Here is a 13942-nt window from a genome sequence, read left to right as displayed (position 1 = left end):
GCTCGCATGACCGAATCCGCCGTGGCCAAGACCGAACCAGCAGTCGAACCATCTGTGCCGCCTGCTCCGAAATCGCGCGGACGTTCGCGCATCACGCTGGTGTTCGCAGTGGCGATCATCGGGCTGATCGCGCTGGCCCTGGCGTCCGCCGCGATCGGCCAGGTGCCGACCACACCCGCCGAGGTAGCGGGCAGCGTGCTGCACCGGATCGGACTCGACTGGGGGCCGATGCCCGCGCATCCCGCCGGTGAGGTGACGTTGTGGCAGGTGCGGTTCCCCCGGGTATTGCTGGCCATGCTGGTCGGGGCGGCGCTCGCGACGGCGGGCGGGTTGCTGCAGGGTGTGTTCGCGAATCCGCTTGCCGAGCCCGGTGTTATCGGTGTTTCCGCCGGTGCCGCGGTCGGTGCGGGCACCGTGATCGTGGTCGGCGGCGCGTTCGTCGCCGCCTGGTCGGTGGCCGCGGCCGCGTTCGCCGCGGGGCTGGCCACCACACTGCTGGTGTATCTGCTCGCCCGCTCCAATGGACGCACCGAGGTGGTCACCTTGGTGCTCACCGGTGTCGCGATCAATGCGTTCGCGGGCGGGTTGCTCGCGTTCCTGTTGTTCGTCGCCAACCCCGCCGCGCGCGATCAGATCGTGTTCTGGCAGTTGGGTTCACTGAACGGCGCGACCTGGGATTCGGTCACCGTCGTCGCCATCCTCACCGCCCTCGGTGTCACCGCCGCCATCCTCATCGCGCCACGACTCGACCTGCTCGCCCTCGGTGAGCCCGCTGCCCGTCACCTCGGCGTCGACGTGGAACGCTTGCGCCGCAACGTCATCCTGGTCGTCGCCGTCCTCGCCACGGCAGGGGTCGCCTTCACCGGCATCGTCATGTTCGTCGGCCTGATCGTCCCGCATCTGGTCCGGATGCTCGTCGGCCCCGCCCACCGCGTCCTGATCCCGTTGAGCGCCATCCTCGGCGCCATCGTCCTACTCGCCGCCGACGTCGCCGCCCGCTCCCTGGTGCACAACGCCGACCTCCCCCTCGGCATGCTCACCTCCCTGATCGGCGGCCCCTTCTTCTTCTGGCTGCTCCGCCGCACCCGTGCCCGCGCCGGAGGATGGGCATGATGCGCGCCCGCAGGCCGAATTACGTTGTGTCGGTTGGCTTCCTGTGCTGTGGGGGTGGCGTGTGAGTGGGGTTCGACAGGTGTTCGCGCGGACGCATGAGTTACCTGTTGCGCCGGAGAAGGGGGCGGTTACCTTGCGGGCGCGGGGGGTGAGTGTGGATCGGCGGGGGGCTAAGACCGCACAGCGGCGGGTGCTCGAAGGGGTGGACTTCGATGTTGTCGCGGGTGAGGTAGTCGCGCTGGTCGGGCCCAATGGTGCGGGCAAGTCCACGTTGCTTGCCGCGCTGGCGGGCGAGTTGACGCCGAGCGAGGGGGCGGTCGAGCTCGAAGGGCAGGCGTTGACGCATTGGTCGCCGCTGGATATGGCGCGCCGTCGGGCCGTGCTCCCGCAAACCCATACCGTCGGTTTCCCGTTCACCGCTCGCGAGGTCGTGGCGATGGGGCGGGCGCCATGGTTGCGGACCGAGCGGCGCGAGCTCGATGACGAGCGCATCGCCGCCGCGATGACCGCCGCCGACGTGGAACACCTTGGCGCCCGGTCCTTTCCGACCCTTTCCGGCGGCGAACGCGCCCGCGTCGCCCTGGCCCGTGTGCTGGCCCAGGACACCGGCACCCTGCTCCTCGACGAGCCCACCGCCGCCCTCGACCTCGGCCACCAGGAAGCCGTCCTGCACCTGGCCACCACCCGCGCCCAAGCGGGTGCCGCGGTCGTCGTCGTCCTGCACGACCTCGGCATCGCCGCCGCCTACGCCGACCGCGTCGCCGTCCTCGAGTCCGGCCGCATCGCCGCCGACGGCCCACCCCGCGAGGTCCTCACCACCGACCTCCTCACCCGCGTCTACCAACACCCCGTCGAAGTCCTGAACCACCCCCGCACCGGCGCCCAACTAGTCCTCCCCGTCCGCCGATAACCTCTCCCGCGTGCGTTCCCACCCGCCGCGTCCAGAATTGCCAGCAATTCCATACGCGCCACGCTGATTCAGGCGCGGCAAGCGGCGCTATACCCTGCCAGCACCTGGAGTACGAACGCACTGGAGGTCCGTCTGGCTCGGACTGGCCGCTGCCGATCTCACCAGAAGGGTGCCGCCGCGTGCGTCCTCGCCCGCTGCGTCCAGAATTGCCAGCAATTCCGTGCGCGCCAGGCTGATTCGTACGCCGCAAGGTGGTCGGCCGTCAGGCAGTTCGGCAGCGTGCCGTTGGGTTCCGGGCTGGCCTGGACTGTGTGCCGCGTATCTCTTCGCGCCCTGCGATAAAGATCGCCGGGAATTTCGTGCGCGCCGGGCTGATTCGTGCGCGGACGGCGGTCACTGGTACGTCGGCGGTCGGAGGGGGCTGGGTGGGTCTGATGGGTCGTTGTCGAGTAGCAGTCCGCCTTGGAGGAGGACGCGTAGGAGGGCGTTGACTGCCCAGAGGGCGACGAAGACCAGGCCGGTCACGGGTGTTGTCGCGGTGGCCCAGGCGAGTGCGCCGCCACCGAACCAGATCAGTTCGAGGGCGAGGCGCCAGGTGCCGCGAAGCGGGAACCGCGGTGTCGACCCCGCGCCGAACAGAGCCCACATGAGGACGAACAGGGCTGGGGTGGCGACACCGGCGATCACCCTGACCAGCAAGCCGGCGGGCAGGGTGAAACCCCAGACTGCTACTCCCGCAAGCACTCCCAGTTCCAGTAGGAAGGTGCCGAACAGGTTGGCGCCCTTGAGTATCTGCATGGCGGGATCCTTCAGCGCCAGATCAGCTTCAATACCGCTGGAGTCAGCAGCATCCGGATAACGGTGGCGTCGAGGATCAGTGCGGCGATCATTCCGTAGGCGATGTACTTCATCAGAACCAGGTCGGAGAAGCCGAAGGCGCCGGTGACGACGATCAGAATGGCTGCGGCGGAGGTGATTACGCCGCCGGTGTGGGCGATGCCATAGCGGATCGCCTCGCCTGGTTCGGCTCCGTTCACCCGTGCCTCGGAGACCCGGGACAGCAGGAACACCTCATAGTCGGTGGACAGCCCGAACACCACCGTCACGATCAACGCGAGCACCGCGAACATCAGTGGGCCGGGCGTGAAGTGGAAGAACCCCGCACCATGCCCCTCGACGAACACCCAGGTGAGCACACCCAACGTCGACACCAGACTCAGCGCGCTCATCGCAACAGCCTTGACCGCCAACACAATCGACCGGAACGCCGCATACATCAGCGTCAACGCCGCCGCCGCGAGAATCGCCACCAGCAACGGCAACCCATGCAACAGTCCATTGATGCTGTCGCGTTCCAGCGCGGGCACCCCCGCGACCATCACGTCCACGCCAGGCGGTTCCGGGATCGCCCGCAACGCCGAGATCACCCGATCGGAATCCTGCTTGTCCGTCAGCCCGGCCTGCAACACATTGATGCCGTCCTTGGTCGGCACCGAAGGCTCGAATCGTCCGGTGAGCCCAGTGATTTGACTCGCCTCGTAACGAATATCACTGAGCTGCTGCGGATCCGCACCACGGATAACCAGCTTCAGCGGTTCGGTACGGAAACTCGGGAACAGCTCATCGAACCGTTCCTGCGCCACCCTGGCAGGGTTCTCGGCACCGAGATATTTCTCACTGATCCCGCCGAACTCGATGTGCCGGAACGGAATACTCAACGCGAGCAGCGCGAGCACGATCGGCACCGCCACCGCCCACGGCCGCCGCATCGACCACTGCGCGAGCCGCGAGAAGAATCCGGCGTCGATCTGCGCCTCGGTCTTACTGCGCGAGAACCGTTTCCAGCCCAGCAGATCGATCCGCCGCCCAGCGATACTCAACGCCGCGGGCAGCGCGGTCACCGACAGCAACGCGGCGAGCAGCACCGAGCTGATGCCGCCATAGGGCACCGACCGCAGTACCCCGTTCGGAAAGATGAACAGCGCACCGAGACTCACCGCGATGATCGCCGCCGAGAACAGCACAGTGCGCCCCGCGGTCGCGACCGTGCGCGCGGTCGCCTCCTCCACACTGCGACCCGCCGCGAGCTCCTCCCGGAACCGGGTGACGGTGAACAACCCATAGTCGATCGCCAACCCGAGACTCACCAAAGTCATGACGGTACTGGCGAATACGTTCACATCGATCAGCCCGGTGAGCACCCGCATGATGCCCGCGGTGCCCAAGATCGTCATCCCGCCGATCAACACCGGCAGCAGCGCACCGATCACCCCGCCGAACACGAAGTACAGCAGAATCGCCACCAACGGCATAGCGATGATTTCCGCCCGATGGATGTCGTTCTGCATCCCGGTATTGAGTCCCGCCAGCACCGGCTGCAAACCGGCCAGCTGCACGGTGGTGCCGCCGGGCCCACCGCCGACCTGCCCGGCGCCGAGATGATCCTTGATCGCGGAGTAGTTCTCGACAGTCGCGGTGCCCTCTCCGCGCAATCCGACGCTGGCGAACGCATGTGTCCGCGAGGCGTCGGTGGCGTTCGCCGCGAACGGACTATCCCAGTAGCTATCGATCTTCAGGATGTGCTCCGGATAACGCGCAAGCAATCCGTTCAACGCGCCCGTCACCGCGGATCGGACCGCCGGATCGTCGACGGTCGCGCCCGCCGGCGCGGTGTACAGCAGGATCAGATCACTGTCGGTGTCCCGTCCGAAGGTCGCGTCCGCGATCTTCGACGCCGCCACCGATTCGCTGGACTCGTCGAACCACCCCTCCTGCGTCAACCGCCCCGCCAGATCGCGCCCGTACACACCGGACGCCAGCACCACCAACACGAACACGCCGAGCACCAGCACCCGATGCCGGTAGACGAACCGCCCCCACCACAGCAACCCCGAATGCAACTTCGAATCGTCCTGCGGTGCCCGCGACCCGCGAACGCGCGTCATCCGCAAGTCCGACACGGTCAGCCGCAGGCCGGCGTGCGGTAATCGGCGGAACGCAGGATCCCGCACAGGTCGGTCCGCGAGATCTTCCACTTACCGTCGAGCAACACGAAATGCACGACGGTCGTGCGCACCGCGGTCCCGCTACCGTCCTTGTCCAGCCGCATCGTCGCGGTGAGCGTGCCGTCATGATTGTCGAACACCGGATCGGTGACCCCGTAGACCGCGCGCGGATTGTCCTGCAGCGCCTTGTACATGTCGGGGATCGCGGTCCGGAACGCGTCACCGTCCTCGATGAGATCGGTGCGCTCGCTGTCCGGCAGCCCGGGATCGAGTGCCCGCTTGATCTGCGAGTCCAGTTGCGCGGCCGACGGCAGCGGCGGATGCGCGGCGATGGACGACGTGGTGATCGAGGCGGACAGCGACGCGTTGGCCGACGAACGAGCGGCGTCGACGGCCGCCTCGTCCGATCCGGTGCTGCACGCCGCGGTGGCGGCCACCAGCAGGAGGCCGGACGCGGTCAGCACGGTGCGGGCGAGAAATGTGTATGGCATCACCATCTACATACCATCAATTACGGAACTGATGCGTCCCAGCAGTGCCCGCACGGTCGTCACTTCGCGATCCGGCGCCGCGTCGACGGGTACCGCATCGGGAATCATGTCGCGCACCAACGCGACGACGCTGCGTTCGTCATCGAGGTCGATGTCGGTGACCCTGGCCTCGGCGACCGCGACCACGTCCTCCGGGCCGGGTACCTCGCTGGCCAGATCGGCCCGGTAGATCTCCAGCGTCAAGCTGGCCCGGACCGTACGAAACGCATACGGCCTGCCATCGCCGGTCGTCCCGAACCCATGCGCGAACGGGCCAACGGTTATGTCATCGATGGCAAATCCCGACGAATGGTCGGCTTTCAACCGGATCTCCCTGATTTGGACACTGTTTCAGCTCAACCGTAACCCGCATCACCGACATTCTCCCCCAGCCGCCACCCCGGTACGCCGTCATGGTGCGCCATCATGGTCAGATGGTGGAGTTGCGGTGAATCGTCGGTAGCGGTCGGTAGAAGGAGTTCGGTGGATGCGCCCTCGCGGCTGGGTTCGATTGGCGGCGTTCGCGGGTTCCGCTGTGGTTACGCCCCGCAACCGCACACTCCGAGTCCCGACGGCGCTCGTCGGAGTAGCGGCACTGGCCCTGCTGACCGGCTGCTCCAACAGTCCCGACAGTGACAACCTGCCCACCAGAGATCCGGCCACCGCGGCGGTCTCACCCACCGACACGCCGCATCCCGCAGGCGATGTCACACGACTGTCCAGCCCCGTCCGCGCACTGCTGACCGAGGCGAGCACCGGAGAGATCGCCGCCCTCGACGCCAGCACCGATACCAGCACGGTCCTGTTCCTCATCGACCCGGCGACACTCGGCCGCACCGATCCCAACGGTGTTCCGGACGCCGGTGTCCGCGCCCTGTCCCTGTCGGCCCGCGGCGCCAGCCTCGCCCAGGGCAAGCCGGGCGAACTGCTTGTCGCCGCACCCAACCGGATCTTCCGCGTCAATATCGCGGCCCACTCGGTCAGCGAAATCCCGTTCGACGGTGACGCGAGGTCGGTGCAGCGACGCGACGACGGCACGCTGCTCGTCGGCACCGCCGACGGCAAGGTCCGCACCCTGGCAACCGACGGCGCAGTCACCCGCACCGTCACCGGCCTCGTCTCCGCCGACGCGCTCGCCCTCACCGACGGGCACGTGTCCGTCCTGGACCGCCGGCAAACCTCCGTCACCGAGATCGAGCTGGGCAAAGACGACCTCGGCCTGGCCCTGCGCGCGGGTGACGGCGCCACCAACATGATCGCCGACCACTTCGGCCGGATCATCGTCACCGACAGCACCGGCGGCGAACTCTTGGTCTTCAGCGCCGGACCTCTCGTCCTGCGTCAGCGGTTCCCGGTAAACTCTTCGCCTTACGCGCTTGCCTACGATCAGCGGTCCGACACCGTGTGGGTGACGTGCACGCAGAGCAACGAAGTCGTCGGATTCGATCTGTCGACAGGTATACCGGCAGAGGTGGGCCGCTACCCGACGGTGCGGCAGCCGAACTCGGTGACCATCGATCAGCGCACCGGGGACATGTTCGTAGGATCCGCGACCGGCGACGGCCTGCAGCGGATCCGGGCGGACGATCGGAAGAGAGGCCAATGATGACTCCGGCAACGCGCGCAGACGACGAACCCGCATCACCACGCGAGCAGCGAGCGCGGCGCAACGCACTGCCCGCCGGCTGGGAAACCACCAGCGACGATTACGAATACGTGCCGCTGCGACTGCCACCCGAGGTGACCAGGGTGACCGCGTCCATGCGGCTGGCCATCCAGGCCGAGTTCGGCGGCTGGGAACTGTCCCGCGTGCGGGCCTATACCGACGGTAGCCGCCGGGTGCTGCTGCGCCGCCGAAAAACCGCACTACCCCAGCCCGAACCGGGAATGTGAGCTGATGTACGCCCTGTTATTACGCCTGATGTTTCTGGTCCCGCCGGAACGCATCCACCACCTGGCCTTCGCGACGATGCGCGTGGCCGCTCGCTTCGCGCCCACCCGGTGGGTGATGACCAAGCTGCTCGTCACCGACGATCCCATCCTGCGCAACACCGCGTTCGGCATCGACTTCCCGGCGCCGGTCGGGCTGGCCGCCGGTTTCGACAAGAATGCCGACGGCGTCGACGCTTGGGCGCCACTGGGTTTCGGTTTCGCCGAGATCGGCACCGTCACCGCCCAGGCCCAGCCCGGCAATCCCGCGCCGCGACTGTTCCGGCTGCCCGCCGATCACGCCCTGATCAATCGTATGGGCTTCAACAACTTCGGTGCCGCGGCCGCCGCCGAATACCTGCGTGGCCGCCGCGGTGACGTGCCGATCGGCGCGAACATCGGCAAGACCAAAATCGTCGAACCCGCCGACGCCGCAGGCGATTACGCGATCAGCGCGGCCCTGCTCGGCCCGCTCGCCGACTTCGTCGTCGTCAACGTCAGCTCCCCCAACACCCCCGGCCTGCGCGATCTGCAGGCCGTGGAATCGCTGCGCCCGCTGCTGCAGGCCGTGCTCGACAGCGTCCAGGTGCCGGTCCTGGTGAAGATCGCCCCCGACCTGTCCGACGACGATATCGACGCCGTCGCCGACCTCGCCGTCGAACTCGGCCTCGCCGGAATCGTCGCCACCAACACCACCATTCGCCGCGACGGCCTGCGCACGCCCGCCGACGAGGTCACCGCCATGGGCGCGGGCGGCCTCTCCGGCGCCCCCGTGGCCGACCGCTCCCTCGACGTGCTGCGCCGCCTCTACCGCCGCGTCGGCGACCGCCTCATCCTCATCTCCGTCGGCGGCATCGAAACCGCCGACCAGGCCTGGGAACGCGTCCGCGCGGGCGCCACCCTGCTGCAGGGCTACACCGGCTTCATCTACGGCGGCCCCTTCTGGACCCGCAAAATCCACCGCGGTCTCGCACAACGCCTGCGCGCCAACGGGTATCAGAGCATCGCCGACGCCATCGGCGCCGAGCACACCGCCAACGCCTGAGCGCGTTGCGCCCAGCCCGCGAATGGGATAGGAACGCGGCCGAACTCGCGTAGCGCGGCTTATTCTGATTGGGGCACAACCACACACAACCCACGCGAGGGGGCGGCGCATGGTCTCGCGAGATCAGGGCGTGCTCACCATCGTGGGCGATGCCGTCATCGATCACATCTATCGCACCGACCGGCTGCCCGCCGAAGGCGGCACGGTGCACGGACGTTTCGAAGAACACTTCGGCGGCAAGGGTCTCAACCGTGCCGTCGCCGCCGCCCGGCTGGGTTTACGGGTGCGGCTGATCAGTGCGGTCGGCGGTGATGTAGCGGGTCGGCGCATCATCCGATACCTGAAACGCCAAGGCGTCGATACCGATCTGGTCAAGACGGTGGACGGCGAATCGACTCCGGTGGTGGGGGTGATCATCGCGAGCAGCGGGGCCACCGGCATCATCGGCGACAGCGATAACGCCGTGCGATTAAGCCGCGACGACCTGCGCACCGCCGCCGCCCGATCGGCGCTGACCTCGGCCGATGCGGTGCTGCTCACCTTCGAGCCGCCGATCGCCGTCATCGATCAGGCCTTGGGCGTGATCCGCAGAGGACGCACGCGTCCGCTTTTACTGGTGCACGCCACGCCGCCGACGAACTCACCGCAGTACATCTCCAAGTATTTCGGCCGGATCGACTACCTGATCGGAACCCGCAGGGAGCTGGCCGAATTGGTCGCCGATCCGGCGCGCACACCACACTCACCGATCGCCGATCTCGATGTCGACATCGCGCCGCAACTGCTCGCGCAGGGCGTCGGAAGTGTCTGCGCCGTCGAACGATTCGAGTGCAGTGTCCGATCGGCGGCACTGAATCTCGACGTGCCACGCTCCTTCGCCGCGGTGCTGGCGGACTCGCCCGGATCCTCCGCGGCGTTCAGCGCCGCCTTCGCCTTCCGGCTCATGACCGCCGGTCGCCCTGCCGATCGCGCAGACTTCGAATGGGCTACCGCCGCCATGGCGGCAACCCAGTCCTTCAGCGACGTGTCCGGCGCCATGCCGCCCGTCAGCGAGATCGATCGGATCGCCCGCCTCCCAACGTCATCCGACGACCACAGCTGATCGCGCCGGTCGTCAGCGATGCGCGTACGGCGGCTCGACGACGTGTGTGCGCATCGAATGCGAGCGGGGAGTCCGCCCCGGCGGCGCGGCCTCCCCCTCGGCGCGCTGACCGTGCTGCAGTCGTTGCGCCATCCGATTGGCCAGCAGCAGCAGCGCTTCTTCCCAGGACACGCCTAACATCTCGGCGCAGGTATCAGCACGGGATTGGGCCCGCTGGTCGTACACCGCGTGCGGGTTGCTCAGCAACTCGTCGAGTTCCATGCCCAGCCGGGCCTGCGCCTGGCTCAGCGGGCGATCCGGCAGCCAGCTCAACCGCCACGCATTCGCGTTTCCGGCTTCGCGGTACGCCGACTCCGGGGTGATATCGCTGGTCATCGTCCATGCGGTGGTGTGCACAGTCATAGCTGCCTCCGGGGTAACAGATGGAGCTTCATCACGAATGCCGCCTGTCGTGCATTCGCTGGTGCAGCAGAAGGGTGGCCTGCTGCACCGTGGTTCCCAGGATGTCGGCCAGCGCTTCGGCCTGTTCCTGCGTCGTTGGGTCTGCGGCGAGATCTCGACGGCTCAGCAGCTCGTCCAATTCCATTCCCGCCCTTGCCTGTTCGTGGCTGAGCCGGTGCGGTAACCAACTCAGGCGCCATGCCGGTTCCTCGTGCCCCGCCACCCGCCATGCCCATTCCTGGGTGGTGCTACTCGTCATCGACCGGCTGTTCTCGTAGATCGTCACGGCTGTCTCCACCGGGGAGGAGTCGTCGCCGACCCGCATTCGGGTGTGCTGAGCCCGGCCGACCGGCGAAGCGCGGTCGGCCGGTGCGGCGCTTCCTCGATGAAGCGGTGCGAGCGACGGCTGAGGCTGGCTTGGGACGCGATGGGCCGGCGAACGCAACGCGGCTCGCCTAGGCCGCAACCAGGTTCGGCTCGAGGTCTGCGTCGGACCCGATGTGCCGGTGCGGCCTTCGCCGCCGGCCCTGCCTGATCAGGAGAACAACTTTCATCTCCGAGTCCCCTCCGAGGTGGCTGGGAAGCGGGTACCCCGCCAAACCCAGTGTGGCATTTGCCGTATCTGACCGTCAATTGCCGTTGTAGTTTGGTAATTGACAGTTCGTCGGCTGGCTAAACGCCGTTTTCGGCTATCGTCAGCGCGGCCCTCGATAACGACGACCAGAGAGGTTGACACCGGTCATGGTCCCGCAGGACTCGGGCGTGGTTGCCGTGCGTAATATCCTCACCCGACTGTGCAAGCGCTCCGGTCTGAGCTCGGATCGCCTGCGCACCACCGAGATCGACGTTGCTCCGCTGCTCGATCTGCTAGCCGTCCGCCAGCATGCGCGGCGCCATGGCATCGCGCCGGAGGAGGCCGTCCTGCCGGTGGTCAAAGAACTCGCGGCACAACTGGAACCGACCAACCGATTGATCGCCGACGCCGAGCTGTCACTGGGCCTGTTGCGCGAGAACGCCACCACCGCGGTTGATCTCGATCGCCTGTACGCCGCGGACCTCGGCGAGCGCCGGGAATACCTCACCGAGCATTGGCGGTTGCTGCACGAAACGCTACGGGCCGAACGGATCCCGCCCCCGCTATCGGTCCGGTCGTTGCGAGCCACGCCCGAACGGCGCGCCTTCACCGCCCTGGCCGGCCTGTTGGTGAACGAGTCGGTCTACGACGCGGGATCGGTGCACCCGGCGGCTGCGGTTCAGCCGCAGCTGTCGACGGAACATCGTTCCGTACCAACGGTTCCGGGGGTAGTGACGGTCTTCGGGGACGCCGTCATCGATCACATCTACTTCGTCGATCACATCCCGGAAGCGGGCACCTCCACCCCCGGAAACAGCTTCGAGAAGCATCCTGGCGGCAAGGGCCTCAACCGCGCGGTCGCCGCCGCCAGGCTCGGACTGCAGGTCCGGCTGATCTCGGCGGTCGGCGACGACGACGAGGGCCGGCATGTCCTCGACTACCTGCGCTCAGAAAACGTCGACACCGATCTGGTCAAGGTCGTTCCCGACGCACCAACCCCGGTGACCGCGGTGATGATCACCAGCACCGGCGCCGCGGGCCTCATCGGCTGCCGAGACGACCGAATCCGGTTGAGCGCGCGGGACTTACGCAGCGCGGCGATTCGCGCGGCCATCGCCGCCTCGAATGCCGTGCTGCTGACCTTCGAGCAGCCGATCACCGTCATCGAGCAGGTCATGGCCCTGGTCCGGCGACTGGATTCGCGGCCGCTGCTCGTGGTCCATCCGTCACCGCCGATCGATCTGCCGCAATACCTTTACCAGTACCTCAACGTCGTCGACTACCTGGCGGGCACCAGCAAGGATCTCGCCGCCATGGTGCCCGAGGTCGCCGCCGCGTCCACCAGCGATACCGCGCAACGGTTACGCGCGCTCGGGGTGCGGTCGGTCTGCGCGACCGAGGACTTCCGGTGCACGGTGTGGTCGGACCTGGTCAACAGCCAGATCCCGGCCTTCCCCGCGGCGATGGAAGACTCCCCCGGTGCGGCTGCTGCCTTCGCGGCCGCCCTGGTATACCGTCTCGTCTCGACCCGCCGACCGGCCGAGGAAGACGATTACATCTGGGCGACCGCAGCGATGGTGGCTACACAATCGTTCGGGGACGTGCCCGGAGCCATGCCACCGGTCAGTGAGATCGACCGCATCGTCAGACTTGCTTCGGAGGAGCATTGACCATATCCCTGCCCCACCTTGCCGACACCGATCACCGGTTCACGCGTAAGGCGAACGATCTGCGGGTCAGGGTGCTCGAGCTCGACGACGCAGGCGAACGAGGCCACCTGTTGGTCTTCGGCGACATCGCCGACGGCTGCCTGGTCCGCATCCATTCGCGGTGCCTCTACGGCGAGGTGCTCGGCTCCGACGATTGCGACTGCGGCCCCGAGCTCGATGTCGCGCTCGATCGCATCCAGGCCGCGCGCTCCGGCATCCTGGTCTATCTCGAGCAGGAGGGCCGCGGCGCCGGGCTCATCGCGAAGGCGCGTGGCTATCGGCACAGCGAACTCTGCCGCACCGACAGCTTCACCAGCTACCGGGAATTGGGTTATCCCGTCGACGCCAGAACCTATGCGGTGGCGGCACGCGGACTGCTCGGGCTCGGATTGCGGTCGGTCACTTTGCTCACCAACAACCCTGCCAAGGTCGAAGCGCTGCAAGACGCCGACCTCACAGTCGTTGTCGCGCCGTTGATCACACCGGTCCGCAGCGAACGGGCCAGAGCTTATTTGGAAGCCAAGCGCGTGCACCGTGGGCACATCATCCCGAGTAGCGGACTGCCTTTGCTCGTGCTGCCGGAATCACCTGCTCTGCCGACATCGCGTTCGGTGCGGCCGCTGCCGAGCCGCGAGTTCGTCACGGTGTCTACGATCGCGATGCTGCTCGTCTTGCTCGTCGCGGTAGGCCACGCCGGGATCGCCGCAGTGGGCGCCCTTGCCGCGATCGCGGTGGCGAGCAGTTGGGCGTGGCGAAAACGCCCCGGAGTCACGCGGGCCTTAGCGGCAGTGCCCACTACGCCTTTCCCGCTACCGGCGTCGAAGCCCCGAGATGACCAGACGATCCAGGCCACGGAGGAAGCACTTGACCACTGCTGAATGGGATCTCGCCGAAACCGGGCATCGCTTGCTGCGCAAGGGCCACGATCTGCGGGTCCGGGTCATAGAGCTGCCCGCCGAGCCCGACGGCGGGCATGTGCTGATCTTCGGCGAGCCGACCGACGGCTGCCTCGTCCGAATCCATTCCCGCTGTCTGTACGGCGATGCGCTGCAGACCGACGACTGCGACTGCGGCCCCGCGCTCGAGAAGGCCATGGACTTTATTCAGGCGGCGGGCAGCGGGATTCTGATCTACCTGGAGCAGGAGGGCCGCGGCGCCGGACTCGTCAACAAGGCGCGCGGCCTGCGGACAAGCCAGGAAGATCAGGTGGATACGTTCCGTAGCTATGCCAAACTCGGCCTGCCCAGGGACGCACGGCGATACGAGCAGGCAGTCGCGGCCCTCCAGCGGCTCGGACTGTCGTCGATCCGGCTCATGACGAACAATCCCGACAAAGTGCAGGCCGTACAGAAGGCCGGGATCAAGGTAACCGTGCGCTCCCTGCACACCCGGCCACGCAGCAGGCGGGCGCGGGCTTACCTCGAGACCAAGCGACTCGTCGGGCAGCACACGCTGCCCAAAAACGATGGCCGCCTGGCCGATCTCGCCGCGGTCCGGCTGTGGTTGCGCAGCGGCTGGTTCTCGATGCGCCGGTGGTGGCACGGCAGATAGTTACGCCTAACGACGGTCACGAACCAGGAGTCC

The 13942-nt window shown here is 67.3% G+C and carries 15 protein-coding genes; 9 read left to right on the top strand and 6 right to left on the bottom strand.

Annotated elements, in window-relative coordinates:
* Window positions 1-6: 6 nt before the first annotated feature.
* Entirely contained in the window at window positions 7-1113 is a 1107-nt protein-coding gene (locus ACFWF1_RS11790) for a FecCD family ABC transporter permease (protein ID WP_379281758.1), read from the top strand.
* 61 nt (window positions 1114-1174) lie between these two features.
* On the top strand, window positions 1175-2023 hold the full coding sequence (locus tag ACFWF1_RS11785; protein ID WP_379281757.1) for a heme ABC transporter ATP-binding protein: 849 nt from the start codon (window positions 1175-1177) through the stop codon (window positions 2021-2023).
* Window positions 2024-2416: 393 nt separating this feature from the next.
* On the opposite strand, the gene ACFWF1_RS11780 is transcribed toward ACFWF1_RS11785, so the two are convergent.
* From ACFWF1_RS11780 to ACFWF1_RS11765, 4 genes are read right to left on the bottom strand one after another with little or no spacing between them, the layout of a single operon-like run.
* Entirely contained in the window at window positions 2417-2821 is a 405-nt protein-coding gene (locus ACFWF1_RS11780; protein ID WP_379281756.1) for a YrdB family protein, read from the bottom strand.
* Between the two features lie 11 nt (window positions 2822-2832).
* Window positions 2833-4968, bottom strand: coding sequence for an MMPL family transporter (locus ACFWF1_RS11775; protein ID WP_379281755.1), 2136 nt, complete (start codon window positions 4966-4968; stop codon window positions 2833-2835).
* A 17-nt stretch (window positions 4969-4985) separates the two neighbouring features.
* Window positions 4986-5525 (bottom strand): hypothetical protein, encoded by a 540-nt coding sequence (locus tag ACFWF1_RS11770; protein WP_379281754.1) that lies wholly within the window; start codon window positions 5523-5525, stop codon window positions 4986-4988.
* Window positions 5526-5762, bottom strand: coding sequence for a hypothetical protein (locus tag ACFWF1_RS11765; RefSeq protein ID WP_379281753.1), 237 nt, complete (start codon window positions 5760-5762; stop codon window positions 5526-5528).
* A 283-nt stretch (window positions 5763-6045) separates the two neighbouring features.
* On the opposite strand from ACFWF1_RS11765, the gene ACFWF1_RS11760 reads away from it, so the two are divergent.
* The 4 genes from ACFWF1_RS11760 (at window position 6046) to ACFWF1_RS11745 (ending at window position 9634) form a co-directional block, all read left to right on the top strand.
* A complete protein-coding gene (locus ACFWF1_RS11760; protein WP_379281752.1) occupies window positions 6046-7164 on the top strand; it encodes a YncE family protein in 1119 nt (372 codons plus the stop codon).
* A complete protein-coding gene (locus ACFWF1_RS11755; protein ID WP_379281793.1) occupies window positions 7164-7451 on the top strand; it encodes a DUF5703 family protein in 288 nt (95 codons plus the stop codon). Before ACFWF1_RS11760 ends, ACFWF1_RS11755 begins: the two co-directional genes overlap by 1 nt.
* A gap of 4 nt (window positions 7452-7455) precedes the next feature.
* Complete coding sequence (locus tag ACFWF1_RS11750; protein WP_379281751.1) at window positions 7456-8532, top strand: quinone-dependent dihydroorotate dehydrogenase; 1077 nt, start codon at window positions 7456-7458, stop codon at window positions 8530-8532.
* A 109-nt stretch (window positions 8533-8641) separates the two neighbouring features.
* Window positions 8642-9634, top strand: coding sequence for a PfkB family carbohydrate kinase (locus tag ACFWF1_RS11745; RefSeq protein ID WP_379281750.1), 993 nt, complete (start codon window positions 8642-8644; stop codon window positions 9632-9634).
* A gap of 12 nt (window positions 9635-9646) precedes the next feature.
* On the opposite strand, the gene ACFWF1_RS11740 is transcribed toward ACFWF1_RS11745, so the two are convergent.
* Both ACFWF1_RS11740 and ACFWF1_RS11735 read right to left on the bottom strand, forming a co-directional pair.
* Window positions 9647-10036 (bottom strand): hypothetical protein, encoded by a 390-nt coding sequence (locus tag ACFWF1_RS11740; protein ID WP_379281749.1) that lies wholly within the window; start codon window positions 10034-10036, stop codon window positions 9647-9649.
* A 31-nt stretch (window positions 10037-10067) separates the two neighbouring features.
* A complete protein-coding gene (locus tag ACFWF1_RS11735) occupies window positions 10068-10361 on the bottom strand; it encodes a hypothetical protein (RefSeq protein WP_379281748.1) in 294 nt (97 codons plus the stop codon).
* Window positions 10362-10816: 455 nt separating this feature from the next.
* Here ACFWF1_RS11735 and ACFWF1_RS11730 point away from each other — a divergent pair, with 455 nt between their 5' ends.
* The 3 genes from ACFWF1_RS11730 to ACFWF1_RS11720 are packed head-to-tail and all read left to right on the top strand — an operon-like array spanning window position 10817 to window position 13909.
* Entirely contained in the window at window positions 10817-12319 is a 1503-nt protein-coding gene (locus ACFWF1_RS11730) for a PfkB family carbohydrate kinase (protein WP_379322170.1), read from the top strand.
* Window positions 12316-13236 carry a GTP cyclohydrolase II gene (locus tag ACFWF1_RS11725; protein WP_379281746.1) on the top strand — a complete coding sequence of 307 codons (921 nt, stop codon included), beginning with the start codon at window positions 12316-12318 and terminating at the stop codon, window positions 13234-13236. The genes ACFWF1_RS11730 and ACFWF1_RS11725 overlap by 4 nt, the downstream gene beginning before the upstream one ends.
* Entirely contained in the window at window positions 13223-13909 is a 687-nt protein-coding gene (locus ACFWF1_RS11720) for a GTP cyclohydrolase II (RefSeq protein ID WP_379281745.1), read from the top strand. The genes ACFWF1_RS11725 and ACFWF1_RS11720 overlap by 14 nt, the downstream gene beginning before the upstream one ends.
* Window positions 13910-13942 lie beyond the last annotated feature (33 nt).

The organism is Nocardia sp. NPDC060255, assembly GCF_042727395.1.
Classification (GTDB): Bacteria; Actinomycetota; Actinomycetes; order Mycobacteriales; family Mycobacteriaceae; genus Nocardia.
The sequence above is the reverse complement of the archived record's forward strand: the minus strand, read 5'-3'. Positions and strand labels throughout refer to the sequence as shown.